At 62.9% G+C, this 25,461-nt stretch carries 26 protein-coding genes; 12 read left to right on the top strand and 14 right to left on the bottom strand.

The features are described 5' to 3' along the window. Positions 1-51: 51 nt before the first annotated feature. The 4 genes from dctP to ACN0SE_RS08390 form a co-directional block, all read right to left on the bottom strand. Positions 52-1,134 (bottom strand): TRAP transporter substrate-binding protein DctP, encoded by a 1,083-nt coding sequence (dctP, locus tag ACN0SE_RS08375; protein ID WP_417524062.1) that lies wholly within the window; start codon positions 1,132-1,134, stop codon positions 52-54. Positions 1,135-1,199: 65 nt separating this feature from the next. Continuing rightward, positions 1,200-2,522, bottom strand: coding sequence for a TRAP transporter large permease (locus tag ACN0SE_RS08380; protein WP_417524063.1), 1,323 nt, complete (start codon positions 2,520-2,522; stop codon positions 1,200-1,202). Then, a complete protein-coding gene (locus ACN0SE_RS08385; protein ID WP_417524064.1) occupies positions 2,519-3,013 on the bottom strand; it encodes a TRAP transporter small permease subunit in 495 nt (164 codons plus the stop codon). Before ACN0SE_RS08385 ends, ACN0SE_RS08380 begins: the two co-directional genes overlap by 4 nt. Before the next feature lie 540 nt (positions 3,014-3,553). Continuing rightward, positions 3,554-3,688, bottom strand: coding sequence for a hypothetical protein (locus ACN0SE_RS08390; protein ID WP_417524065.1), 135 nt, complete (start codon positions 3,686-3,688; stop codon positions 3,554-3,556). 256 nt (positions 3,689-3,944) lie between these two features. On the opposite strand from ACN0SE_RS08390, the gene ACN0SE_RS08395 reads away from it, so the two are divergent. The 6 genes from ACN0SE_RS08395 to ACN0SE_RS08420 all read left to right on the top strand — a co-directional run bounded on the left by ACN0SE_RS08395 (position 3,945) and on the right by ACN0SE_RS08420 (position 9,477). Continuing rightward, complete coding sequence (locus ACN0SE_RS08395) at positions 3,945-4,151, top strand: cold-shock protein (RefSeq protein WP_417524066.1); 207 nt, start codon at positions 3,945-3,947, stop codon at positions 4,149-4,151. 240 nt (positions 4,152-4,391) lie between these two features. After that, on the top strand, positions 4,392-5,078 hold the full coding sequence (locus ACN0SE_RS08400; RefSeq protein ID WP_417524067.1) for a hypothetical protein: 687 nt from the start codon (positions 4,392-4,394) through the stop codon (positions 5,076-5,078). Between the two features lie 123 nt (positions 5,079-5,201). Next, positions 5,202-5,438: a hypothetical protein gene (locus ACN0SE_RS08405; RefSeq protein ID WP_417524068.1), complete on the top strand. Its 237-nt coding sequence runs from the start codon at positions 5,202-5,204 to the stop codon at positions 5,436-5,438. Between the two features lie 43 nt (positions 5,439-5,481). After that, positions 5,482-5,934, top strand: a complete 453-nt coding sequence (locus ACN0SE_RS08410) for a beta-lactamase hydrolase domain-containing protein (protein WP_417524069.1) — start codon at positions 5,482-5,484, stop codon at positions 5,932-5,934. A gap of 168 nt (positions 5,935-6,102) precedes the next feature. Next, positions 6,103-9,060: a GAF domain-containing protein gene (locus ACN0SE_RS08415; protein ID WP_417524070.1), complete on the top strand. Its 2,958-nt coding sequence runs from the start codon at positions 6,103-6,105 to the stop codon at positions 9,058-9,060. An 18-nt stretch (positions 9,061-9,078) separates the two neighbouring features. Beyond that, the gene (locus ACN0SE_RS08420) at positions 9,079-9,477 is read left to right on the top strand and encodes a response regulator (protein ID WP_417524071.1); all 399 of its coding nucleotides are present in this window, start codon (positions 9,079-9,081) and stop codon (positions 9,475-9,477) included. Positions 9,478-9,684: 207 nt separating this feature from the next. On the opposite strand, the gene ACN0SE_RS08425 is transcribed toward ACN0SE_RS08420, so the two are convergent. Continuing rightward, entirely contained in the window at positions 9,685-10,413 is a 729-nt protein-coding gene (locus ACN0SE_RS08425) for a GntR family transcriptional regulator (RefSeq protein ID WP_417524072.1), read from the bottom strand. 89 nt (positions 10,414-10,502) lie between these two features. Here ACN0SE_RS08425 and ACN0SE_RS08430 point away from each other — a divergent pair, with 89 nt between their 5' ends. The 4 genes from ACN0SE_RS08430 to ACN0SE_RS08445 all read left to right on the top strand — a co-directional run bounded on the left by ACN0SE_RS08430 (position 10,503) and on the right by ACN0SE_RS08445 (position 13,453). Further along, the gene (locus ACN0SE_RS08430; RefSeq protein ID WP_417524073.1) at positions 10,503-10,796 is read left to right on the top strand and encodes a ribbon-helix-helix domain-containing protein; all 294 of its coding nucleotides are present in this window, start codon (positions 10,503-10,505) and stop codon (positions 10,794-10,796) included. Between the two features lie 112 nt (positions 10,797-10,908). Beyond that, the gene (locus ACN0SE_RS08435; RefSeq protein WP_417524074.1) at positions 10,909-11,304 is read left to right on the top strand and encodes a VOC family protein; all 396 of its coding nucleotides are present in this window, start codon (positions 10,909-10,911) and stop codon (positions 11,302-11,304) included. Positions 11,305-11,342: 38 nt separating this feature from the next. Continuing rightward, positions 11,343-11,867, top strand: a complete 525-nt coding sequence (locus ACN0SE_RS08440; RefSeq protein WP_417524075.1) for a twin-arginine translocation signal domain-containing protein — start codon at positions 11,343-11,345, stop codon at positions 11,865-11,867. Positions 11,868-11,881: 14 nt separating this feature from the next. Next, entirely contained in the window at positions 11,882-13,453 is a 1,572-nt protein-coding gene (locus tag ACN0SE_RS08445; protein ID WP_417524076.1) for a GMC family oxidoreductase, read from the top strand. A 95-nt stretch (positions 13,454-13,548) separates the two neighbouring features. On the opposite strand, the gene ACN0SE_RS08450 is transcribed toward ACN0SE_RS08445, so the two are convergent. Next, on the bottom strand, positions 13,549-14,460 hold the full coding sequence (locus ACN0SE_RS08450) for a LysR substrate-binding domain-containing protein (protein WP_417524077.1): 912 nt from the start codon (positions 14,458-14,460) through the stop codon (positions 13,549-13,551). Between the two features lie 111 nt (positions 14,461-14,571). Here ACN0SE_RS08450 and ACN0SE_RS08455 point away from each other — a divergent pair, with 111 nt between their 5' ends. Continuing rightward, positions 14,572-15,099 (top strand): DUF6647 family protein, encoded by a 528-nt coding sequence (locus ACN0SE_RS08455; RefSeq protein ID WP_417524078.1) that lies wholly within the window; start codon positions 14,572-14,574, stop codon positions 15,097-15,099. A gap of 75 nt (positions 15,100-15,174) precedes the next feature. On the opposite strand, the gene ACN0SE_RS08460 is transcribed toward ACN0SE_RS08455, so the two are convergent. The 8 genes from ACN0SE_RS08460 to ACN0SE_RS08495 all read right to left on the bottom strand — a co-directional run bounded on the left by ACN0SE_RS08460 (position 15,175) and on the right by ACN0SE_RS08495 (position 22,168). Then, entirely contained in the window at positions 15,175-15,849 is a 675-nt protein-coding gene (locus tag ACN0SE_RS08460) for a type 1 glutamine amidotransferase domain-containing protein (protein WP_417524079.1), read from the bottom strand. A gap of 490 nt (positions 15,850-16,339) precedes the next feature. Next, positions 16,340-16,777, bottom strand: a complete 438-nt coding sequence (locus tag ACN0SE_RS08465) for a hypothetical protein (protein ID WP_417524080.1) — start codon at positions 16,775-16,777, stop codon at positions 16,340-16,342. After that, complete coding sequence (locus tag ACN0SE_RS08470) at positions 16,774-17,148, bottom strand: hypothetical protein (protein ID WP_417524081.1); 375 nt, start codon at positions 17,146-17,148, stop codon at positions 16,774-16,776. The genes ACN0SE_RS08465 and ACN0SE_RS08470 overlap by 4 nt, the downstream gene beginning before the upstream one ends. Positions 17,149-17,855: 707 nt before the next feature. Continuing rightward, complete coding sequence (locus ACN0SE_RS08475; protein WP_417524082.1) at positions 17,856-18,080, bottom strand: hypothetical protein; 225 nt, start codon at positions 18,078-18,080, stop codon at positions 17,856-17,858. 515 nt (positions 18,081-18,595) lie between these two features. Continuing rightward, positions 18,596-18,940: a hypothetical protein gene (locus tag ACN0SE_RS08480; RefSeq protein ID WP_417524083.1), complete on the bottom strand. Its 345-nt coding sequence runs from the start codon at positions 18,938-18,940 to the stop codon at positions 18,596-18,598. Between the two features lie 491 nt (positions 18,941-19,431). Next, the gene (locus ACN0SE_RS08485; protein ID WP_417524084.1) at positions 19,432-20,997 is read right to left on the bottom strand and encodes a 3'-5' exonuclease; all 1,566 of its coding nucleotides are present in this window, start codon (positions 20,995-20,997) and stop codon (positions 19,432-19,434) included. A gap of 11 nt (positions 20,998-21,008) precedes the next feature. Continuing rightward, positions 21,009-21,965 (bottom strand): hypothetical protein, encoded by a 957-nt coding sequence (locus ACN0SE_RS08490; protein ID WP_417524085.1) that lies wholly within the window; start codon positions 21,963-21,965, stop codon positions 21,009-21,011. A gap of 14 nt (positions 21,966-21,979) precedes the next feature. Further along, positions 21,980-22,168 (bottom strand): hypothetical protein, encoded by a 189-nt coding sequence (locus ACN0SE_RS08495; protein WP_417524086.1) that lies wholly within the window; start codon positions 22,166-22,168, stop codon positions 21,980-21,982. 924 nt (positions 22,169-23,092) lie between these two features. Here ACN0SE_RS08495 and ACN0SE_RS08500 point away from each other — a divergent pair. Then, the gene (locus ACN0SE_RS08500; RefSeq protein ID WP_417524087.1) at positions 23,093-24,253 is read left to right on the top strand and encodes a hypothetical protein; all 1,161 of its coding nucleotides are present in this window, start codon (positions 23,093-23,095) and stop codon (positions 24,251-24,253) included. Positions 24,254-25,461: the final 1,208 nt, after the last annotated feature.

Consider the following 25,461-nt stretch of genomic DNA (forward strand, 5'->3'; position numbering starts at 1 on the left):
AAACGCCCGCCGCATGATGCGGCGGGCGCCTCTCTTCGCAATCGCAGCTGCTTACATGCAGTCGCGCAGCGCCTGGGCGTCGGGGCCGTTCGGCGTGCGGCCGAGGTTGAACGGCGCCGAGGCGTCACGCCACTGGGCGTAATCCTCGAGGTACTCGATCATGCTCAGGTAGACCTTGGCCGAGTTCGGGTTGGCGCAGGCGGTCTCGATGATCACCTCGTTGGCCATGGTCTGAACCTGGGCCAGGGTCTCGTCGTCGTAACGGTTGATGGTCACGGCTTCGTTGAACTGGCCATAGGCCTCGGTGGCGCGCTTTTCCGTGAAGGCAAGCGACCAGAGCAGGGTGGCGTCAGCCGCGATCTGCAGCTTTTCCTGCGTCTCGGGGCTCAGCGCGTCCCAGGCCGCCTTGTTGATCATCACGCCGAAGATCGAGGCCGACTGGTGCCAGCCGGGCGTTGCCCAGTAGTCGGTGACCTGCTGGAAGCCAGCCGACCAGTCGACGTTCGGGGTCGAGAATTCGGCCCCGTCGATCACGCCGCGTTCCAGCGACTGGTAGATCTCGCCACCGGCCATCGAAACCTGGTTGCCGCCGAGACGTTCGAGCAGCTTGCCTTGCTCGAGGCCCGACAGTCGCAGACGCTTGCCCTGCAGGTCTTCCAGCGTGACGATCGGCTCGTTGGTGCGGAAGCCGGATTCGTTGTTGGTCACGCCGTAGGGCAGGTAGACCATGTTGTAGTTGCCGTAGATCTCGTCATAGAGCTCGGCACCGCCCCATTGCTGGATCCAGTTGACGTAGTCGACCGCGTTGAACAGCGACGGCGTGGTGGCCAGCGGCGAAAACGCCGCGTCACGGCCCGCCCAGTAGCCGGGCCAGTCACCGCCGGCCTGGATGGTGCCGGATTCGACCGCGCCGAACACTTCGCCCGCGGGGACGAGCGAACCGCCCTCGAAGAACTCGATCGACAGCTCGCCTGCGGTCAGCTTGTTGGCCAGCTCGACGAAATGCTTGTCGGTCTCGATCAGCTCGAGCGACGACGGCCAGGTGGTGGTCATAGTCCAGCTTTGCTGGGCCAGGGCCGGCAGGCCCGCGGTCACGGCAAGCGCCGCGCCAAGGGTCAGGGCTTTGAATGTCATGGGTAACCTCCTCTTGGTGAATATTGGTCCCGGCGGGGCTGCCGCCGGGACGGTACATACTGCCGTCAGCTGTAGAGCTTGGCCGGCAGCCAGGTGACGAGCGCCGGGAAGAATGCGACCAGAAGGCACATTCCGACGATCAACAGGATGAATGGGAAGACGCCGCGCACGATGTGGCCGGTCCGCACCTCCTTGGGCGCGATGGCCCGCAGGTAGAACAGCGCATAGCCGAAGGGCGGCGTCAGGAACGAGGTCTGCAGCACCACCGCCATCAGCACGACGAACCACAGCATGCTTACGCCCTCCATCTCCTGCACGATCGGCAGGAAGATCGGGAAGGACAGCAGCACGATGCCGGTCCAGTCGAGGAACGCGCCGAGGATGAAGACGATGAACATCATCATCGTCAGCAGCATCCAGGGCTCCATGTCGAGGGCGCGGATGATCTCCTGCGTGGCGCGCAGGCCGCCGGTGATGTTGAACACCCCGGTAAAGGCGGTGGCGCCGACGACGATGAACAGGATCATCGCCGAGGTGCGGCCGGTCTCGAGCATGGCGCTGTAGAAGGTGCGCCATTCAAAGCGGCCACGGAAGATCACGATCAGCAGCGCCAGCGCCGCGCCGATGGCCGAGGCCTCGGTAGCAGTGGCGATCCCCGCCAGCAGCGAGCCCAGGATGCCGAAGATCAGCACCAGCGGCGGCAGCGCCTCGAAGGCCAGCATCTTGAGCAGTGCGCTGCGGGCGATCTTCTCGTCAGGCTCGACCGCCGGGGCCAGGTCGGGGCGGAAGACCGAGACGACGTAGACGTAAAGCGCGTAGCTCAGGCCCAGCAGTACGCCGGGGATCATCGAGCCGGCGAAGAGCTCACCCACCGAAAGCGGCGAATAGCTGGCCATCAGGATCAGCATGATCGACGGCGGGATCAGGATGCCGAGACAGCCAGAGGCCGCGATGACGCCGGTGGTCAGGGTCGGGGCATAGCCGTATTGCAGCATCGGCCGCAGCGCCATCACACCCATCACGGTGATCGAGGCCCCGATGATGCCGGTGGTGGCCGCCAGCAGGATCGAGATGAAGACCACCGCCAGCGCCAGACCGCCACGCACCCGGCTGAGCAGAAGCCGCAGGGCCTCGAACATCCGATCGGTGACACCTGAATCCGACAGGAACCTGGCCATCAGCACAAACAGCGGAATGGCGATCAGGGTGTAATTGTCGAGCACGTCGCCGAAGATGCGGTTGATGACGATCCCCAGCACCATCGGCTTGCCCGCGATCACGGCGGTCAGAACGGCGGTGCCGCCCAGCACGAAGGCCAGCGGGTGGCCCATGAAGAGGCCCAGCACAAGCAGGCCGAACATCACGGCGGCGAGGATTTCCGGGCTCATGCCTGCACCTCCTTGCGGTCGAGAATGATTTTCAGCACTTCCGAGATGCCCTGGATCAGCAGCAGGCCGGCGGCGACGCACATCGCCATCTTCAGCGGATAGACCGGCATCTGGATCGCGCCATAGGTGGTTTCACCCTGGTTCCACGACCGCATGGCGAACTCCCAGGACCGGGTCAGGAAGACCCAGGTAAAGGGGAAGAAGAAGATGACATAGCCCGCGGCCTCGACGATCCGCAGCACGCCGGGGCTGAGCTTTTCGGTCAGGATGTCGACCTGCACATGCGCCCGGTGGCGCAGCGCATAGCCGCCCAGCATGACGAAATAGAAGCCGAAAAGCTGCTTGGTGACGTCAAAGGCCCAGCGCGTCGGCTCTTCGAAGACATAGCGCAGCACGACGTCGTAAATGATGATGGCCGCGAAGATCACGGCAAGTACGGACACGAGTCGCCCTACGGCCTCGTTTACCGCATCGATCAGACGGATCAGCAATTGCTTTCCTCCCGCAATTCTCCGACTCCCGCAGACACGGGAGTTTCGCGCGCACTCTGTTGCGATGCTAAGCAAGTGTCAACGCAGGCCGTGACTTGACGCGAGGACAGCCTGTGCAAATCCCGGCGGCGATGGCCGCGGGCAGGGCCGGATCCTCAAAAGGTTTATCAATTACAGTGAGTAAAGTCGCATTCTGCGGCGACACATCCGGGATGCGCGTCGTTCAATCTGGTATTCTAGTCTGTTTATTGCCGGCCTAACGATTTCCGCACCGGCGGCACGTTTTTTCAAACAAGCATCAATGGAGATTCCTGTCACCCGGAAACAAGCCGCGCCGTGACCTCAAATCAGAGAATGGCACGATTTTTCGAAGGTTGCTCACCAACGCGGCTTTCAATGTCAAATATTTTGCAGATGGCGGACGCAGACGCCGGATGATTTCAAAATCGCCGGAGGGCAGGGGACCGCGACACTCCATGGCAAGCGCCGCGCCCGGCATTGCGCAGAGGCGTCAGATCGACCGCCCGCACTCAAAGCCGTTCAGTCGCCGGATGAACCGGGCTTGGCGGCAGCTGCAGGCCGGGGCTTGGCGGGCGCGGCTGTGGACGTCTGGGGTTTGGTCTTGGAGGCCTCCTTCGCGGCGGCCTCTTTCTTCGCGAAGTCGTTGAACGACATTCTCACGGTCCTTTACATGCCGGCGGGAGGTCCGCAGGCTCGCGATCCATAAGAGATCGCAGCCGCCGTGGCAAAGGCATATTTCCGCCTGACCGGCATTGCCCCTTGCAATATGTCCCGCGGAGGCCCACATCTTGTTGGCTAATGACCTCCATTCGACCTTCTGTTTTCCTTCACCGGCTCACAGCGCTCGACACTGTTGTGACAAGCCGGGCTGCCGCATGTCGTGGGCAGCAACAAGACAAGGAAATCTCACATGGCCAATGGCACAGTGAAATGGTTCAACGCCACCAAAGGCTTCGGCTTCATCGCACCGGAATCGGGCGGCAAGGATGTCTTCGTGCACATCTCCGCTCTCGAGCGTTCGGGCATGACCAGCCTGGCAGATGATCAGAAAGTGACGTTCGACGTCGAATCCGGCCGCGACGGCCGTGAAAGCGCCGTGAACATCGCGCTGGCCTGAACGGGCTTCGGGGCGTCCCTAGCGGGGCGCCCTTTGCTTTTGACGGGGGCGCGTTCTGCGCAGCTTCCCCGGCCGCACCGGGCACCGGCCCGATCTGCGAGGCCCGCGCCTCGACTTACCGAATGAACCGACAGAGGGCCGCGCCGGCCCCTCACCACTGCCCGCCGGCAGATGGAAGAGGGCGCGTGTCCGCAGGCCCCTGTCGCACGTGCCCTTATCCCGACCGAGAGAGGATTCTCCATGACACGAGCCACCACCGCTGCCGCTTCCGCCAAGGGTCAGGACCTGTTCAAGGGCATGACGACCACCAAGCAGCCAAAGGCCCCCAAGAAGGAGCCGCGCGCCGCGATCCAGACCGGCGAGCATGGCCGCTATCAGATCAAGTCGGGGCTTCTGGCCGGTGAATATGTCGCGCGCGCCTTCCCCAAGGCGCCGACCACCGCCCGCGGGCTGATTGCCGAGGCTCATGGCGAGACCGAAGAGGAAGCCATCGCCGCGCTGCATGCCGCCATCGACGCCCGCGAGACCAAGCGCAACGAGGCCCGCCGCGAAGACACCCACACCGGTGTCGCCGTGCCCAGCGTCGAGGAATATGTCGAGGCGATCAGCCAGGTCGCCCTGACCGCGCCGCAGCGCGCCATGCTGACTGCGCTGTCGCTGGCCGGCGAAGAGGGCCTGAGCGAATCCCGGATGGCCCGGGCCGGCGGCTACAAGTCCAAGGCCTCGGCCCGCCGTTCGTTTACCGGCGCCGGCACCTCGATGTCACTCTATCTCTCCACCGGCGCCGAGGCGCAGGAGGGTGACACCGCCGAAGGGCTCGCCTTGCTGGGTTTCCAGGAGACCGGCGACGGCGAAGAGGGCACCGGCCCTTGGGTGCTATACCCCGAATTGCGCGACGCGGTGCACAAGGCGCTGCGCCCGGAATGATGCCGGCCTGAGCCGCGCGCGGCGAGCGCTTTGACGCCAGCCGCCGCGGCCGGTCGAAACAGGCACAGGATCCACGGAACCTGTGCGGCAAGAGCGGGTTGTCCTTCGGAAGGAGGACCACCCATGTCTCAGCGTTTCATCCAGATCCCCGCTCGTGTCGCAGAGGGCCTCGGTTTTCCGCAGGCGTCCGACGCCCTGGTCGGGTTGCAGACCACTCCCCATCTCATCGCGCCGCACATCGCCGCCGCCGCCCTGCGCGCCGAGCGCGAGGCGCGGGAGCGTGCGCTTCTGCATGCCCCGTCTGCGTTGCATGTCAGCGACCTCTACCCGGACGACGACACCGATCTGCCAGAGCGCTGACAGGCGCCGACACCCGCACATCCCCTCACTTCAGGAGACCCCCATGGACAAGATCGCCACGCTTTCCCCCAATCACACCGTTGCCCTGTTCACCCCCGACGAAGCCGCGCTGCGGCAGGTGGCGGATGCCGGCAACATGACCGTCGTCAACTTCCGCGATGCCGGAGAAAAAGGCGGGCTGTCACCAGAGGAAGAGCGCCGCGTTGCCGAGGCCGCCGGGCTGAACTACCTGCACTTCCCGATGACCGCCGAAACCCTGAACCCCGAGCGGGTCGACGAATTTCGCCGCACGCTCGATGACCTGCCGCAGCCGGTGTTCCTGCATTGCGCCTCGGGCAAGCGCGCCGGTGCGATGACCCTGATGGCGCTGGCCGCTGACAGGGGGCTCGACGGAGAGGCCGCCTTGAAGCTTGGCCAGGATCACGGGCTGGATCTGACCGAAGAAAAGATCGGCCAGTTCGTCAAATCCTATGCTGATGAAAAGGCGGGTGTCTGAGGTCTCTCCCCATAGCCGCTGCGGTGACTGACCTTACGTCAATTGCGGCGGTGGCTTGACCTTGCCCCGTTTGGAAAAATTACTGGCGCCGGTGGTCTTGTCAGGATCGCAGGCTACATCCCATTTCAAACGGGGAGACAGCGAATGCGCACGGGCGCCAAAGAAAAATTGTCATTCGCAACCGGCGAAGGTGAGCTGGCGTCGCTCGTCGCCGAGCATCCTTGGCACACCCATGCCCTCGGCGTGCCGGAAGCCTGGCCGCCGAGCCTGAAGACCGCGCTGCAGATCCTGCTGGCGTCACCTCAGCCGGGATGGCTGATCTGGGGGCCTGACGACACACTCTTCTACAACGACGGCTTTCGCAGCATCCTCGGCGCCGGTCACCCCCGCGCCTTTGCACGTCCGGCGCGTGAGGGTCTTGGCGAGCTCTGGGCGGCGCTGGCGTCGTCGGTGGCGCAGGTGCGCGACAGCGGCCAACCGGCCCAGGTGACAGCCCGGAGTGCCGCCCGTTTCGATGCCGCCCAACGACAAAGCCTCTGCGCGCTGGCACCAGTGGGCGAGGCCGCGGGCCGCGCCGAAGGGGTGATGGGCACCCTCCTGACCGAAGCGCCGCCGAAGGAGCACCGCTCCGACGATCTGTCGGCGCTGCAACACAAGCTGCTGGAACTGACGCTGCAGGAACGCCCGCTCGAGCTGATCCTCGAAGAGCTGACCCGCGCGGTGCAGGCCTTCATCGGCAGCGACTCCGCCTGTTCGATCCTGCTGACCAAGGAAGACGGCGACCGGCTGTTCCACGGCAGCTCGGTCGGCCTGTCCGACGACTACAACACGGCCATCGACGGCATCGCCATCGGTCCTGACATGGGCTCTTGCGGCACCGCGGCGCATCGGCGCGCGCCGGTGCTGGTGGCCGACATCGCCACCGACCCGCTGTGGGCAGAGTTCCGTGATCTGGCCCTGCCGCTGGGCCTGAGGGCCTGCTGGTCGCATCCGGTGATCGGCACGCGGCGCAAGGTGCTGGGCACCTTCGCCATCTACCGCGCGCAGCCCGGGCTGCCCTCGGCGGCGCAGAACGACTTCCTCGATCTGGTGGCCCAGGTCACCGCGCTGATCCTCGAACGCTACGAGGCGCAGGCGGCGCTGAACGACCAGACGCGACTGCTCGAGACGCTGAATCGCACCGGCGCCGGCGTCGCGGCCGAGTTGGACCACGAGGCGCTGATCCAGATGGTCACCGATGCCGGGGTCGAGCTGACCGGGGCGCAGTTCGGCGCCTTCTTCTACAACGTGGTCGACGGCTCGAACGAGAGCTACATGCTCTACACCCTGTCGGGCGTCGAAAATTCGGCCTTTTCCGACTTTCCCATGCCGCGCAACACCAAGGTCTTTGCACCGACCTTTGCCGGCGACGGCATCATCCGCTCCGACGACATCACCTCCGATCCGCGCTACGGCCGCAACGCGCCTTACAATGGCATGCCGAAAGGGCATCTGCCGGTTCGCAGCTATCTTGCCGTGCCGGTGATCTCGCGCTCGGGCCGGGTACTGGGCGGGCTGTTCTTCGGACACGAGGATCCGGCACGCTTTTCGCAGCACCATGAGAAACTGATGGACGGTCTCGCAGGTCAGGCAGCCATCGCGCTCGACAATGCGTTTCTCTATCAATCCGCCCAGCGCGAGATCGAGGAACGCCGCCGCGCCGAGCACACGCTGCTCAAGATCAAGAGCGATCTCGAGGTGGCGCAGGAGCGGGTCGAACTGGCGCTGGCGGCCGGCGCCATCGTCGGCACCTGGATCTGGCATGTTCCGTCAGACACGGTCACCACCGACGACCGCTTTGCCGAGACCTTCGGGCTCGACCCCGAGCGGGGGCGCGCGGGGATGCCCTTGGCCGAGGTCTCGGCCTCCATCCACCCCGAGGACGCCGGTCGGGTGAAGACATTGATCGAGCAGGCCCTGCGCGAAGGCGGCAGCTATCGCGCCGAGTACCGGGCGCGGCATTCCAACGGCCAGTACCGCTGGGTCGAGGCCAGCGGTTATTGCGAGCTCGACAGCGCGGGGCAGGCGGTGCGTTTCCCCGGCGTGCTGATGGACATCGAACAGCGCCGGCGGATCGAGAGCGATCTCAAGCGCCGCGAGGCCGATCTCGCGCTGCTGCTCGATTCCACCGCCGACGGTTTCTATGCGGTCGACAAGGCTGGATGCACCACCCGTTGCAACGCCGCCTTCCTGCGCATGCTGGGCTTCGAGAGCGAGGATCAGGTGATCGGCAAGCAGCTGCACGACCTGATCCACCATTCCCATGCCGATGGCTCGCCCTATCCGCGCGAGGACTGCCCGATCTACCACGTCGCCCGCACCGGCGAGGCGGCGCATGTCAGCGACGAGGTCTTCTACCGCACCGACGGCACCTCGTTCCCGGTGGAATACTGGGTGCGCCCGGTTGTCTGGAAGGGCGAGCTGCAGGGTGCGGTCTGCAACATCCTCGACATCTCCGAGCGCAAGCGCGCCGAGGAGGCGCGCCAGCTTCTGATGCGCGAGCTGAACCACCGGGTGAAGAACCTCTTTGCCATCGTCGCCGGCATGATCAAGATGACCGCCCGTCATGCCGAAAGCGTCGAGGACCTGTCGCAGGCGCTTGGCGGCCGGGTGATGGCGCTGTCGCGCGCGCATGAGCTGATCAGCAGCTCGATCACCTCGCGCCAGAGCCACGAGGCCTTCAGCGGGCTCGACCGGCTGATCGAGGTGGTGCTGGCACCCTATGCCGAGGCCCGCGACGGCGCGCTGAGGCTCGAGGGTCCGACGGTCGAGATCGGGCCGACGGCCACCACCGGTCTGGCGCTGATCCTGCACGAACTGGCGACGAATTCGGCGAAATACGGTGCGCTGTCGGCGCCCGAAGGAATTGTCACGGTCCGCTGGGCCGTGGCCGAGGAGACGATGACCCTGACCTGGACCGAGACCGGCGGGCCCGAGGTCCGGGGCGCGCCGGACCAGACCGGGTTCGGCAGCCAGCTTGCCCGGCTCAGCGCCACCGGGCAGTTGGGAGGGTCGATCGAATTTGCCTGGGTGCGCGACGGTGTGGATATCCGCCTGACCGCCGCGCTGGAGCGGCTGGCGCATTAGAAGTTCTGGAGTAAAGCCATGTCTGATCCTGATCGTTATCTGTCCGGATGCAAGGTCCTGGTCGTGGAAGACGAGCCCTTCATCGCCCTCGACCTTGCCTATGGTGTCGAAGAGGCCGGCGGCACCGCGCTGGGCCCGGCCTCGACCGTGGCCCAGGCGCTGGCGCTGATCGAGACCTCCCGGCCCGACGCGGCAATCGTCGACGTCGACCTGCCCGACGGCGACATCGGCCCGGTGCTCGACACCCTGCGCCCCGAGGTGCCTGTGGTGGTGCACACCGGCGTCGGCCTGCCCAAGCGGCTGCGCGAGATTCACTCCGGCCTGCGGGTCTTCACCAAGCCCACGGCGCCGTCTGAGCTGACCCAACGGGTGCGGCAGGAACTCGACGGGTTGCGTGGGGCGGGCAGGGCGCGGTGATGCGGGTTTCGGGGCGTGGGGCTTGAGCGCGAGCCGCTGGGTCAGCGCCGGATCGGCATAGGCTCGTGAGCCCGACTTCATTTGGTCGAACTGTAAATTGAAGACCCGCGGCCCTGGGGGACACGGATGTCATGGTCGAACCGAAGTCGGACTGTCGCACAGGCGGTGCTGGCCGGATCACCTGGAATCATCCTGTGGCAGGTGGCGTTACCCGCCGGGCGTCTCGGCGGCGGGCTCCGACAGGGCGAAATTCCGGTCATAGGCGTTCTGGATATGCGCCGTCATTCGCTCGGCGGCGCCGGTGCGGTCATCGGCCAGGATGGCGCCGATGATGCCGTCGTGCTCGTCCCAGATCGCCACGGCCTTGCCGGGATCGCGCAGGATTTCGACCATGGCGCGCTGGATATGGTTCCAGGTCTGGCGCATGGAGTTCTGGATCACCTGGTTGCCGGCCCAGAGATAGAGCATCTCGTGAAAGGCGCGGTCGGCGCGCAGCAGCTTGGGGATGTCGCCCCGGGCCACCGCCTCGCGCCCGCGGGTCAGGACCTTCTGCGCCAGCGCCGCGGCCTTGTCGGGGCGGCGCGCCACCGCGGCGCTGGCGGCGAAAGGTTCGACCAGCAGGCGGTATTCGGTGATCGCGCGCATCAGCTCGGGGTCGAGGGGCGCCACGATCACGCTGCGCCGGCCGGTGTCCTCGAGCAGGCGCTCGGCCTTGAGAATCGCGATGGCACTGTTGACCGGCTGGCGCGAGACCTGAAGCCTCGCGGCGATATCGTCCTGGTTCAGCCGGTCGCCGGGCGAAAACTCGCCGCTGCAGATCGCGTCCAGCAGGATGTCATAAGTCTCTTCGACCAATGATTTCTTTGGTTTGATCGTCTCCACAGATGTCACCCCGCTGATGGTGCCGCGCCCCGCCACCAAGGTCGGGTTCGACAACACCTCGTATTTCGTATACCAAATTCGGAGACAGGGGTAGATTTCTCGTTCATGCTGCACCTGTTGGCCGCAAGGGAGGAGACACCGACATGTGCCAGGTTTTCGCGGGCCAGGACCCCGAGCGATATGCATGCACGACCCGACGGCTGCGGCTGAACGGCCAGAGCACCAGCATCCGGCTGGAAAACGCCTTTTGGGCGACGATCGACGAGATCGCGCATCGCGATGGTGTGTCGACGCCGACATTCCTCTCCACGTTGCATTCCGAGGTGCTCGAACAGCGCGGCGAGCCGGGCAATTTCACGTCTCTCTTGCGTTGTGCCTGCCTGAAATTCATCGAGATGTCCTCGGATCGTGCGGCGCTTCCGATCGCTGCCGAATAGCTGCGGGCAGTCTGCATCCTGCAAAATCTCGTTGGTAGTATGAGCATACTACCCGGGCCCGATAGGTCCGGCCTAGGCTTTCCCCATCACGTCAGATGTAGGGAAACGAAAATTGGCCAAGGCAATACACTCGATGATCCGCGTTCTGGACGAGGAACGCTCTCTCGCCTTCTACGACACGGCCTTCGGGCTCAAGGTCGCGGATCGACTGGATTTTCCGGACTTCACGCTGGTCTATCTCAGCAATGACGAGTCCGACTTCGAGCTTGAACTGACCATCAACAAGGGCACCACCGAGGCCTATGACCTGGGCACCGGCTACGGCCACCTCGCGGTCTCGGTCGCGGATCTCGATGCCGAACATGCCCGCTTCGAGGCCGAGGGCCTGGCCCCCCGAAAACTCGTGGAATTCGCACCCGCCGGCAAGGTCGTCGCGCGGTTCTTTTTCGTGGCCGATCCGGATGGGTACCAAGTCGAGGTGCTCGAGCGAGGCGGCCGCTTCAAGTGAAAGGAATGGGAGGAGACACGATGACGGGAGGAGAGTCGATGTCGAAGATGACAGGCCCCAAGGGGCTGACCAGACGCCAATTGCTGTCGCGGGCAACCGCGGCCGGGGCGTCCTTTGTGGTGGGGGCCGGTTTCCTGGCCGCACCAAATGGCGCCTGGGCCAAGGAGACCGTGGCGCTCAAGCCCGAGACCATGGCGACACTGGTGCAGATGGCGCGCGACATCTATCCGCACGACCAGGTGGGTGACGAATACTACGTCATCGCCGTCAAGGGATATGACACCGCCGAGGCCGCCGAAGGCATCGAGGCCGGGATTGCCAAGCTGAATGCCGCGGCGCAGGCCGCCGGCCACGACAGCTATCTGGCCGCCGGGTGGGAGCGTGACCGCGTCGACATCCTGCGCGGCATGGAAGACGACGCCTTTTTCCAGCAGATCCGCGGCGGGCTGGTGACCGGTCTCTACAACCAGAAAGCGGTCTGGCCGATCTTTGGCTACGAGGGCGAGAGCTTTTCCGAAGGTGGTTACATCGACCGCGGCTTCAACGACATCAACTGGCTGTAAGGAGGAGATCACAGATGACAGCTCCATTTGATCTTTCCGACGACAGCGTTGTCGTCGTGATCGGCACGGGGGCCGGCGGCGGCGTCCTGGCCAAGGAACTGGCGCAGAAGGGCGTCTCGGTTGTGGCTCTGGAAGCCGGCGGGCGACATTTCCCCGAGGATTTCATCAACGACGAATGGGAAAGCTTCGGCCAGCTGGCTTGGCTCGACCCGCGCACCACGTCCGGCGACTGGCGGGTGGCCAAGGATTTCTCGGGCCTGCCGGCCTGGATCGTGAAATCTGTGGGCGGCACCACCCAGCACTGGGCAGGCGCCAGCCTGCGGTTCCAGGAGCACGAGTGGAAGGCCAAGACCACCTATGGCGATGTCGAGGGCGCAAGCCTGCTCGACTGGCCGATCGACGCCGCCGAGATGGCGCCGTGGTATGCCAAGGCCGAAGACAAGCTGCAGGTGACCCGGACCGGCGACCGTCCCGGCCTGCCGGGCAGCAACAACTACCTGGTGTTCGAGAAGGGCGCCAAGGCGCTGGGCTATGAGAAGGTGCACACCGGGCGCATGGCCATCGCCACCAGCGAGAACAGTGACAGGATCACCTGCCAGCAGACCGGCTTCTGCTTTCAGGGCTGCAAATGGGGGGCCAAATGGTCGGCAGGCTATCACGACATCCCCGAGGGCGAGGCCACCGGCAACCTCGAGGTCCGGCCGCACAGCCACGTCGCGCGCATCCTGCATGATGACAGCGGCAAGGTCACCGGCGTCGAGTATTTCGACGAGGACGGCAATCTGCAGATGCAGAAGGCGCGCATCGTCTGCCTCGCCGGCAACTCCTTCGAGAGCCCGCGGCTCCTGCTGAACTCGGCCTCGGAGATGTTCCCCAACGGGCTGGCGAACTCGTCGGACCAGGTGGGGCGCAACTACATGCGGCACATGACCGGGTCGGTCTACGGGGTGTTCGACAAGCCGGTGAAGATGTGGCGCGGCACCACCATGGCCGGCATCGTCCAGGACGAGGCCCGGCACGATCCCTCGCGCGGATTCGTCGGCGGCTACGAGCTGGAGACCCTGTCGCTGGGTCTGCCCTTCATGGCGGCCTTCCTCGATCCCGGCGCCTGGGGGCGCGAGTTCACCTCGGCGCTGGACAGCTACGAGAACATGGCCGGGATGTGGATCGTCGGCGAGGACATGCCGCAGTCTGACAACCGGGTGACGCTGAACACGGAGGTCAAGGACCAGTACGGTCTGCCGGTGGCCAACGTGCACTTCGACAACCACCCCAACGACATCGCCATGCGCAACCATGCCTATGCCCAGGGCCAGGCGATCTACGAGGCGGTGGGCGCCACCCGCACCTTCCCGACGCCGCCCTATCCCTCGACTCACAACCTGGGCACCAACCGCATGTCGGAAAACCCCGAGGATGGCGTCTGCAACAAGTGGGGCCAGACCCACGACATTGCCAACCTGTTCATCTCTGACGGGTCGCAGTTCACCACCGGCGCGGCAGAGAACCCTACGCTGACCATCGTGGCCCTGGCGATCCGACAGGCCGACCACATCGCCAGCGAGATGAACGCCGGCAATCTCTGAACCATCCCAAGGGCGCCGCTTGCGGCGCCCTTGGTCATTCAGGGTCCAAGGGGGGCAGGGCGGCCGCGCGCCTGCGCCGGACCTGAAAACAACCTTCACTCCGCGGCCTGTTGCAGATCCTCCGGCACCACGCCATCGGCCTCGGCTTCGGTATGCAGCCAGCGCCGGAAGGTGGCGATCCGCGGCTCGCCGGCGCGGCCCTCCAGGCAGGCGATGGCATAGATCGACATCGGCTGCGTCGTCACGTCGAACAGGCGCATCAACCGGCCCGAGGCCAGCGTGCCGCGCACCACGGCGTCATAGGCCAGCGAGACGCCCTGATGCTGCTCGACCATCGTAGTCGACAGCTCGCAATTGGGATAGGTCGGTCCCGGCGGTAGCCGCGCCCCGTCCAGCCCCGCCTCGGCGAACCACTCGGGCCAGGCATCGTCGGTCTCGTCATAGAACAGCGTCAGCCGCAGCAGGTCCTCCGGCCGCCTGACGTTTTCCTGCCGGCACAAGCGCGGCGAGATCACCGGATAGCGCGTCGAGGCCATCAGCGGCTCGACCCGCAGACCCGGCGAACGTCGGTCTGACCACTGGATCACCACATCCGCATCGTTGCTGGCAAAATCGAGCGAGGGCGCGCCGTTCGAGACCCTGAGCCTTATGTCGCGGGCAAACCCCAGCCTCGGCAGCCGCGGCACCAGCCAGCGCGCCGCAAAGCCCGGCGTGGACAGGACACGCAGCACCTGCGGCGCTTCGCGCACCGCCTCGGTCTCTCCGAGAATGGCATCCAGCAGATAGGTCAGCTTGCCGGCATAGGTCTCGCCCGTCAGGGTCAGCGCGATCCGGTTGCCCGAGCGTTCGAAAAGCCGGGTGTCGAGGAACGCCTCGAGCGCCTTGATCTGATGGCTGATGGCAGAGGGTGTCAGGCACAGTTCCTCCGCGGCCGACTTGACCGACAGATGCCGTGCGGTGGCCTCAAAGGCGCGCACGGCGGCGAAAGGCGGAAGTCTGCGTCCCATCTGCTGCCTGAATCCGGCTCATGCGAGCCTGAAAAGCGATCATTCGGTTCCCTTGGGGAAAGATCGTATCATCAGAGCCTCAAATCTCAAAATCAGACATTGGAGTGTCCCATGTTCCGCTCCCTCGCTGCCGTGGCGCTGGCCACGGCTCTAGTCGCTGTGTCCTCTGTCGATCTGCGCGCCGAGCCCGGTGCAGTTCCAGCCTGGCAAGAGGCCGACAGCCTGCCGGCGCTTGTGGCTTCCCTCGAAGATTGGCTCGATCTCCACGCCGGTTGGCCGCGCCGGGCGACGCCGCCAACCATCCGCCTTGCCAGCCAGTGGCAGGCCGCCGCGCGCCAAGGCGTCGCCGCCAGTTCGCACCGGGGCCGTCTGCGGGGGCTCTATGATCCGGAGAGGTCAGAGGTCCTGCTGGTTCGCCCCTGGAGTCCGCGAAAGGCCCGGGACGTCAGCGTGCTGCTGCACGAACTCGTGCATCACCGGCAGGCCCCGCATCACTGGTATTGCCCCGCCGCGCAGGAACTGCCCGCGCACCGGCTGCAGCATGACTGGCTGGCAGAGCAGGGGCTGTCGCTGGAGGTGAACTGGCTGGCCGTGGTGCTGGAGGCCGGCTGCACCCCGCGCGACATCCATCCGGAGTGAGCCTTTGCTCATACAACCGAGCAGGCCGCGACCAAGCCGCCACCTGCGCGTCACGCCATCCGGCGCAGGCCCTCGTCAGAGCAGCTTCAGCAACTCCCGCGCGGCCTCTTCCGAAGAGGCGGGGTTCTGACCGGTCACCAGCTTGCCGTCCTTGACCACGAAAGAGGCCCAGTCGTCGCCCTTGCGATAGTCGCCGCCATTGGCCTTGAGCATGTCCTCGACCAGAAACGGCACGATATCGGTCAGCCCGACGGCCTCTTCCTCGGTATTGGTGAACCCGGTCACCGTCTTGCCCGAGACCAGCGGCTTGCCGTCCTGCCCCTTGGTGTGCCGGAACACCGCCGGCGCATGGCAGACCGCACCCACCGGCCGGTCGCTGGAGGCAAAGGCCTCGATCAGCGCCCGGCTGTCGGCATCCTCGGCCAGGTCCCACAGCGGCCCGTGACCGCCGGGATAGAACACCGCGTCGAACCCCTCGGGTGAGACGCTCGACAGCACGTCGGTCTCCGCCAGCTGCTTCTGCGCCGCCTCGTCCTGCTTGAAGCGCTTGGTGGCCTCGGTCTGGGTGTCGTCGGTATTGCTCGACGGATCCAGCGGCGGCTGCCCACCCTTGTGCGAGGCCAGCGTCACCTCGGCGCCGGCATCCTTGAAGACGTAATACGGCGCGGCGAATTCCTCGAGCCAGAAGCCCGTCTTCTTGCCGGTGTCGCCCAGCTGATCGTGGGAGGTGAGAACCATGAGAATCTTCATTCTTCGGCGTTCCTTTCTGTCTGCGTTTCAATCGGAGAGCCGAACAACCTGGTCGTCGAAGGCTTCTTGTCACCCCTGACCTACGAACGCCGGCGGGGTTTGTTCCATTGGGGTGGGGACCTTGGGTGCGTTGGGTCTGCGAATGCAGCAATCTCCGGGTGGGAGAGGCGAATGGTGCCAAAGGACCTGCCCACCGAAACGCAAAACCCCCGGGCCTCTGCCGAGGACCTGGGGGTTTCTGCTTTGACTTCAGCGCTTTGCGGAAGTTATGGCTCCGGCGGTAGGGGCCCAAGAAACAGGCTTCAACCTTCAGAATACAAACGAAAAAACGCCTTCGACCGCGGCATGACTCCGCGTGTGACTGCATTTGTGTCACGTCCGTGACATCTCCAGCAAGCTTTTTGTGACAGGCTGTCTTGCCGGCTCTCGGCTGCCTTCCTGGGCCGCCGAGGACGGCCCGCGCCACGACTTCACGCGGCGCGGAGAAAGTTCAGACCTCTCTGCCACGCAGCTTGATGGCAATCCGTTCCGCTTCCAGCAGGTTCTGGATTGCGGCCAGGCGAGAGGCGAGGTCGCGCAGACGGCTACGAAGCTCGATTGCCGCGAGGCCGTAGCGATCAACGACTTTCTCTTCGCTCGGTGGGTTGATGTCCCATTCCTCGGCGGGGATGTAATGAACGGTCGTCGCAGCCAGGATGACCGGCTCGAGGCGGTCAGCCAGTTCTTTGACAGCGAAATGTTCGTCGTCTTTGAAGATGGTGAGCCCCTCGATCTTGTCTTTCAGAGCCAACACGTCTGCCCGGAGCGCCCCTTCGAACGCCGCCGTTTCCTCAGCCCGGGAGATCGCGTCCAGTGTTGCGTTTGCGGTGTCGAGGGCACCCTCGATCCGCGAGGTCAGTGGGTCTTCCATTTTGGGTTCCTCGTTCATTTGTGGCCCTCCTCGTGATTGCCACGGGGCGATTGACCCGCGCAGGCCTCTTCGAAGGCCTCCCGAAGTTCATCCGCCAATAGGCAGATTTCCTCGACGTGGGGTGAGGCGGGGTCGAGCGCCGCAAAATACGCAGCTTCGGGGCGGGACGGATCATGCACATGAGCCAGAGAGAGCAGGTCATGAAGTGCAGATACGTCGCGGCCTGCGCGACCGTGCAGCGAGTGTTCGGTCCTGAGCGTCTCGAACAGAGACTGAACTTGCTTGAGCGCGGGCCGGCCGCCCAGCAGGAGGGCGGCGTTCTGGAGCGCCTCCGCGTGTTTTTCGACGTAGTGGTGAAGGCACGTGGGCCTGGTGGGAATATCGAACATCTTGTCTCCATAGATATAGCCCTCGGCGGAGTGCCTCGGGGACAAGAGCCGCAGCTTCCAATGGGGGAAGAAGCCGTTCGACTGCGTGCTGGGTGTTGGATGAGCTCGAGCGTCTGCAACGAGCTTCCGACACACCGGCATTGGCAAGAAAGACATTGGCCGAAAGTTTCAGAACCGAAGCACGAACGTGCAGATTTCCAAGGAAATTCACACAAGTATCTGAAATTTATGAAGATTTTATCCTTTGATTCGCGGGGCCTTGTGGCGAGCGAGTTCGGGTGGCCTGCCGAAGGAAGAGAACTGGCTGGCCTGCCATACCTGCGTCGAGGTTGAACGGTTGGGGCGCCACCATGTCGACGTGGGCCGGGCCAAGAACCGGGACCTCCAAGCGATCGAAACTGTTCTCTCAAGCCCCCCAGCGTCGATCATTCCGGAGCCTCGGGGCGAGTCCGGCGGTATGTCTGCATGGGTCCAAAGTAGGTTAGCGCCTGCGGCAAATTTCCAGAAACCGCCCTCCCTGCGCTCAGGCGAAAGAGCATGGGCGGCCCGAGCCAGCCGTTCGCAAAGGAGCGCGCCGCCGCGGCGCAGCTTTCCAGTAAGCGGGCATCGGTGAAACAATTCGTCTATGTTGGGCCGACGGTGAGCTTCTTAGTTAGGTCACTCTTGCTCATCTCGTCAGCGTTGTGATTGTTGAAAGCGCGCGGGTATCATTCAGCCTGTGGTAATGGACCCCAACCGAACCGGCGCAGCCCTGAGACGCGGGTGAGGTAAAGCGCGGTGATGTCCAGCAAGTCGGCATCGAGCTGACCAGAGAAAAGCTCGACCAGACGGCCTGAGGCAAGGTCTCTGTCGATTATGTCGTCGGAAACCCGTGCAATCCCCAGACCGTTCAGCACCAATCGATGCACCGCCTCGTCGGTGCCTGCGGTCAAGGATGACGGCACGAGCACTGAGGAGGAAAGGTCGAAAAGGGCAGGGTGTTGATGTGCTCGGAGGTGGCGAACCGCACCCGCTCCAGGTGGACAAGGTCGGCCGGCGTCTCTGGCCAGCCGGTGCGATCCAGATACTCCGGGCTGGCAAACCAATGCACTGGAGCTTCGTATCATGTCTGCCCTGAACCTGATTTGCAAAGACCGTATGAACCTTGGCATTGAATTGCCCTTGGATCGTGTCTGGCCTGGAGCTGGGCAACACCGCGCCCGTAACGAGGGCCACCCCCTTTGGTGTGCCAGACACCTCAAACCCCGCCAAGGGCGTGGGGCTGGCCGAGAACCTTGGCTTTGATGCGGTCTGGCTGCGAGACGTGCCGGTTCACGAGCCTTGAGGCAATGAAGATCCTGCGCGCGCTTTCGGCGCTCGATCTTCATCGCCTCAAGGTAAAGTAGGGAACGAGTTTCACGCTTAACGCGGAGATCTTCTATCTCGCTGCCATTCAGGTCCGACGGCCTTACCCGCCACAAGCCGGGCTTTCGAAGTTCGTGGCCCACTTTGCTCGGGCTACAGCATCCACCAACCGTCGTTGGCGGTTGTCCAGCCGGCGCCAAGCCGAGCGAAAGTCGCGGTGTGAACCCGGCAGAAGGTCGTCGCGACCAAAGGCGAGGGCGATCGTGATGGCTTCGCTGGTCGAAAGCCTCCGCACCGCTTCCTCTGGCTCTTGCAAGCCAAGCAGAACCTTGCGGCACGCGCAGGCATCGTCGTTCGGCGCGTTCAGCACCGAGTGGGCATCTGGGTCACGCGGGCCCTCTTTGAGTTCGGCTGAATGGAAGTTCTCTTGGATGGTGTAGTTTGTCATGTTTTCCGTTCCTTATATGGTTTGCCCGTTTGGGTAGGAGGGAGGTCGGACCCTCTTCAAATTTGAGAAACGGGTTTATCAAACTCACGCATATTTTCTCTTGCGACGGTCCGGGCCCACGCGGGCCACAGCTCTTCTGGTGGATTAAGCCACGGTGCCTCGGCCCGTCGGGTGACGCGGATGTTGCCGGGGTGATCGTCAACCAGCGATCCGGGGGCCCCAAGGGTGTGTTGTCTGGTCGCTGACGATGAGCGCCTCTCGGAACAGCTTGTGCGGTGTGGGCGCTACATGCTCCTGAAGCCCGCCCACAGTTGAAGCTTGAGGTAGCCGAGAGGTGTTATCTGCCGATCGATTGCGTGGTCGGCTGGCAGGCGGCGAACGGCAGCGCCTGCCAGCGTTATGGCCCTCAGCCTGCGGGGGGTAAACGAAGCCGTGGCCGTCCGGGAAGGAACTTGTGATGCCCGCGGGTTCCTTCCCGGACGGGTCCACCGTCAAGCACGCTGCACAGTAACTTTGTAGCTATAGGGTCCCACGGTCTCGACCAAAACCGTGTCGCCAGCATTGGCACCTGTCCGAGCAAAAAATTCACGAATCCATCCTCGCTTCCTGAAGATCTTCTTTTTTCCATCCAAGTCGGTAATGGCGACGCTGCCTCCTCCCCACTCGACAGAGATGGTTTTTCGGGCCGCTGTCTCCATATTCGAGCCGCCCACGACATCTGCCGGAAAGGCGTTAAAGAAGTCTCGCAGATATATGTGGTTGTTCTTGATGTTACCCTCTGTGAGCTTTGCTTTGCCGATTACATCTCCGGAACCGTCAAGCGAACTCTGGATAGCGGGTCTCTCGGATTGCACTAAGACTGGTTCTAAGGTTTCGAAGACTTCGAATGAGTCCTTTTCGGCTCGCAAGGTTTTAACGGATCGCCGACGTCCATTCTCAGCATGAAGGACGACCTCTGCAGCTGCTCTGGCATCCTCACCGGCATCATGATGTTCAAACGTCAGTCGCAGGTGGTTCTTCAGAGAGGCAAGTCCGTGGCCGCCGTTGCCTTTCAGTTCCGGCCAAGCTCTACGTGCTACCTGAACGCTGTCCCGCCAGTCCCACGAGGGTTCGGGGATGCCACGGGCACGGCTGGCGGCCCTTATTGCGCTACGGTCAAAACCAGAATGCTGGTAGACGATCTGGCCGCTCAGTGCCTTTTCGAGTATCGGCAGAACCTCGTGAAAGCGGGGCGCGCCTCGCACTGTCGTCGCGCTGATATTGTGCAGATAAGTGAAAGCCCAATGATCCACTTCAGGATCGACATATGTCTTCCAGGTTTCGATCGAATTGTCGGGGCGCACGCAAGCGATACCAATCTGGCATATGCTCGCCCGGTCATGGTTTGCCGTCTCGACGTCAAGGGCGAAAAAGCGAAACGGGCCTTCTGGAAAAGATGGCACACTACCCCTGCGCTGCGTTTTGTGCAGAACAGGTGCAACGGCGCCGGATGAAGCCGCATTGTAGCGTTGTTTCTGGCGCTCGAGGGCAGCCAGCTCCGAAGCCCCATAGCCGAGCCGGGCGATGATCTTTTCTACCAAGTCCTCGGGCTCCGAATATACATCGGTGGCGCGGCGGTTCCATGCGACAGCGTCCGAAGGCGCGAGCGCGATTACGTTCTGTTCGAGCCCTACGATGTCGACGTCATCGGGCAAAGGCACCCACATTGCTCTGCAATACTCGGCGATGAATGCGTTTCGGAGCGCCTTTGCAATGAGGCCATCAGAACGTGTCAATGGATCATTGCGCATCCGCCACATCCGCCCAGCGTTATACATACGGGAGAAATAATGGCTGCTGTCTTCTGATCCGGTGCGATGGCGCCGATGGATCCGCTCGTAGAATGTCTGCGATGTGGAAGCCGTCGAACCAATATAACGTAGGTCACCGTTGTGATCCACGAGGCCATAGATCCCGCGACTGTCCTGTGGGGCGTGGAACGTTCGTTCGGGCCTGGCCTCAAGAAGGCGGGCGAGAATAGTGTCTGGAGAATGCACAACGCTGCGTCCTGAATTCATGAATGAGTCCTTTAGTGCTGCTGCTCGACGCGCTGCCAGGCTACGCCGCTCACGATGCCCCAATGGCCCTTTTCGTTGGGGCGGCGCCAACGCGGCACCGGCATGGTATTGAGGGCTGACAGCGCCTCGGTGAAGGAGCTGAAATCCTGCTCTTCACCCTTCGCGCCTACCTGAAACTTGCCGTTTCGGATAAGGCCGCGATGAAAGATTGAACCGTCTCGCGCCACCGGCACAAAAATCACCCGGTTCGGGTCCACCGGAGTATTCGGTTCGCCGCGATCCACGACCTGCTCTTCCTCGGCCCAGATCGAGCTCAGGAAGCCCTTTCTTTTCTGAAGCCATGTCAATGCGCTCATCGCGACGACGCCACCTTTCGGGCCACGTTCGAGAGTGCCCTCCGATCCGGAAAGCAGGTTGCGGACGCGTCCTTCGGAGATTGACGCTAAGACCGACATGGAGTGGACATCTACTTCGCCGCGACCGGTGTCGAGCGCGTGGCGTGAAGATGCCAGGTTCGCGATCCTCACGATCGCGTTGCCATCAGCATCCATCGCGCGCACATCCGATCGGGCGGCAAAGGCTTCTACTTCCTGCACAAGTCCAGTGATCCATTCTGCGCGGGTCTCGACCGGGATCTTCTCGGGGGTGACACCATACATTCCGTAGAGCAGCGCATCCTGCAGACGCTCCGAGATAGGCCAGACCGTGCCGGCCGCAAAGACGTCGTCAACCACGTCACGCCAGGTCTTCGCATTCGGATAACCCTGATCCGCGACCGGTTGCACAAGCTGCCGCAATGGCGCTGCGGCGGCCTCTTCTCCTACAAGCCCTTCGACATGTTCGAGAGCCTGGATCAACATCTCGGCGATCCACTGCGCGTAATCCCAGTAGTGATGATTGTCCCCATATTGAAACTGCATTTCGATACAGGCTTCACGGCGTTCTTCGGCGGTCGATAAATCAGTCATTTTTTCCTCCAAGATCAACGGTGCAGGCGACGGATGGCGCTTTTGACGTTTTGAATGTTGCGGCGATCAGACGGGGTCGCTGCGGCAATGACAAATCCTGCGTCGAACCAAAGCCGACAGTGGCGGCGAGAAACTTCGATCGTGCGAAGTGGAAAGCCTTCTGCGCGGCACAGTGCTTCGTAATTCCTGAAGATCTTTTTCATGGCAAACCCATTATTGTGTATGCAACGATAGCACGTATAAGCCCGTAGCTTAAGGATGTCAAACATTAAACTTCGTGATTTCCGTCATCATGTATTTTACACATGCAGGCGGCACCGCAGTTGGTCGCGAGAATCCGCGGGAGCCTGGGGAACACGCCCGTTGTGATACGCCTACCTCAGAGACGGTCCCATCATGACCGCTAACGGGACCGGCGAAACGGTAACGGCCACGCCGAAGGCGTAGGCTGGCCAAGTGGTAATTGGGCTTGCGCGCAAGACCATAGCAATGCCGCCACAGTCGCCTGCAACCGTGATACCGGGTAGACAATTAAGGCCAGCGTCGAAAGAACTGGAACCTTCAGTAGCCATAGTCGAGCCCGTTGGGGTAAAGCCGTCTCCTTTCTGGCTCGTTGCTGTGGGGGGCAAGCTCCACAGAAATTTGATGGTTTGGTGAACCATCGATCCGAGCAGAGATCGGGTTCGAACGCGGCGCCGATTTTTCGCTGAGGAACGCTCCCTCGACAGTCAGCCCGACATAGAAGTCCAGCAGGAAAGAGTCCCGTCCGTCAGTAAGCCCTGCGAGAAGGACAGCCGCGCCATCCCTTAGTCCAGTCGGATCAAATATTCGGCTTCCAAATCGGCCAGCGCCCCGGCCGAACCAAATGTGCGCAAGGACGTCGCCATACTATCTGGGTGGTCGCCATCCGGCCTCCGCCGACAGCCGACCGCCGACCGCCGAAGATACGCCCGACAAAGCGCAGCTCTTCTTGATAAGAGCTCTCCGGAGCGGCCATGACGTGTGACACTTGAGGGTCCAGAGCCGACATTCTGTGGAATAGGCCGGTTCGGGCGGATGACAATTAGCAGGAGCGCAGCCATAGTGGCGAGTGTTAAGAAACTTCGAAGAAACAAGCCGATAGAAGAATGAAATCTGCACTACTGGACAGCGCCAATCGCCCGAAGCTACTTCTCGAACGTTCGGAATTGTCTTCCGGACACGCCGAAACATGGCTTCAAGCCCTCCTCTTCGAACAGCCTGATCTCGTCCCGCTCGATGCGTTAGACCCAGGGGCAGGGGCAATGATACCGCTGGTTCGAGAGCTCGCGCTGTCAAAGGCTGGTGGCCGCGTATACCTCGACATTCTCGGAGTCACGCCGCGGGGACGTTTGGTCCTGATCGAATGCAAATTATGGCGGAACCCGCAGGCGCGTCGCGAAGTGGTCGCGCAAATCCTGGAATATGCCGCACTTCTCCGGCGATGCAGTTACGCCGACTTGACGGCACAGCTTAAGGCTCGACACGGCTTTGAAGGCCAAAACCCGATCTACGAGCGTGTTAGATCTGAGAGCGACCTGGGGGAAGCAGCATTCGCGGATCGTGTGGCTGAAAACCTCCGGACAGGCGATTTCGATCTCATTGTCGCCGGCGATGGGATTCGCGAAGACATGTCGGTCATCGCGGATCATCTCAGCCATCACGGGGCGCGGTTAGCCCTCGTAGAGTTCCAAATCTGGGAAGACGGCGCTGGAACGCAACTCGTCGTCCCAAGCATCCCGTTTCGAACGGAAGTGCACCGCCAACGCATTCTGGTGACGTCGGATGGCATACCCCTGGAGGTCGACAATCGCGAAAGCGATGTTGAGGTGGAAACCGTCACCGATCCGGGCAGCGCCGACCGAAGGGCGCAGAATCGAGCCTTCTGGCAACGTTTCATCGACGAGGTAGACTTCGATCATCCGGAGCAACCCAGCCCGCGGCATGGAGGCAACAACTGGATACGGATTCCGCTCCCTGGCGATGTTTGGATGACCGCGTATCGGAACGATCGCATGACCGGCCTGTTCATTCCTAAAAAGCATGTTGATGCGGTAGCAGATCTCCTCCGTGAGGAGGGTGAGGCCATCCGGCAGGAAATAAGCCTGCCAGGGCTGCGCTTCCACACACTGGATGATCCTGCGAAGCCCACGATTGCCGTCGATGAGCCTCTCACGGCCTTGCCGAGCGAGGATGCACAGATCGAATGGCTGACAGAAACAGCAAACCGCCTCGTGAATGCACTGCGTCCACGCCTCCGGGAGGGATAACTGCTGGGCAATTTCGAAAAGAGTGTCAGCATCATCAGATTTGGTCGGCAAGCGCGAAGGTTGAGAAAAAATGACCTATCGTCAGCTCATACTGGCCGCCGCCAGGGCGTCTTTGCGCTGCTGTGCGGCGATGTCTCAACGACATTGGCATCTGCCGAAAGCCACCCAACACTCCGGAAGGTTGTCCGGGGGATTTCGATGGAACGTGAGCCAAACCTTATCAGCTCAGGCGCTTCGCAGCGCATGCTGGAGGAGGGCGGCCCTTTATAGGTTGGGATATATAAGCTCGAGGGCGGGGAAGCCTGGACTTTGGAAGTTGTGACCGAAGATGGATTTTCCATTGTTGTGAGACGATCCGATCAAGGATGATCAGGTCACATTCAGGAAGGGGTTGCAATCATTCGCACCGAAGGCGCAGCGGCACTTGTCAATGCCGGATCAAACGTCCGGCCGTTCACGCGGTAGGACACACATGACGGCCCAGAGCTGCCACACAAGATCACCATAAATGCTGCGGGGCAGCTTTCGCAGTGCGGACCTTCAAACGCGTGCGCTGCAAATGGATGGTGCCCCAAGATCGAGGGGGGATTACCGGGGCCGGAGGGCCCGGGGCAGGTCACCCTCCGGCTCCATCTCGTGATCCGCCGCATAGGCGGCTGAGAAAAACCTCGGAAATTCATTTCCGAAACCACGCGGACGACACCATGTCCGTTGAGTAAGCCGCCGCATAGGCGGTTGGGGGCCGGAGGGCCCGGCGCAAGCCACCCTCCGGTTCCACCTCGTGAGCCGCCGCATAGACGGCTGAGAAAAACCTCGGAAATTCATTTCCGAAACCACGCGGACGACACCATGTCCGTTGAGTAAGCCGCCGCATAGGCGGTTGGGAGCCGGAGGGCCCGGCGCAAGCCACCCTCCGGCTCTATTTGCCATCTTCCGCGAGAGCGTCCAGATAAGCGTTTCTGCCTGCCCGGCCCTTCGCGGACGGTAGTGTCCTGTCACGTGGTGGACTTTCACGCTGCGCTGACGGTGCAATCGGGGTGGCCATCGTGGACGTCGATTATGGTGGAGTTTGCGGACTTCAACCACAGACCGAGGGAGACCCCGATGACCGACACCAACATGCCCCTGATCGAGCTGCTGCAAAAGCATGATGAGGGCGACTTTCTCCGCGCTGTGACCGAGGCGATGCTTCACACGTTGATGGAGCA

It is taken from the genome of Marinovum sp. (genome assembly GCF_048263515.1).
Taxonomy (GTDB): Bacteria; Pseudomonadota; Alphaproteobacteria; order Rhodobacterales; family Rhodobacteraceae; genus Marinovum.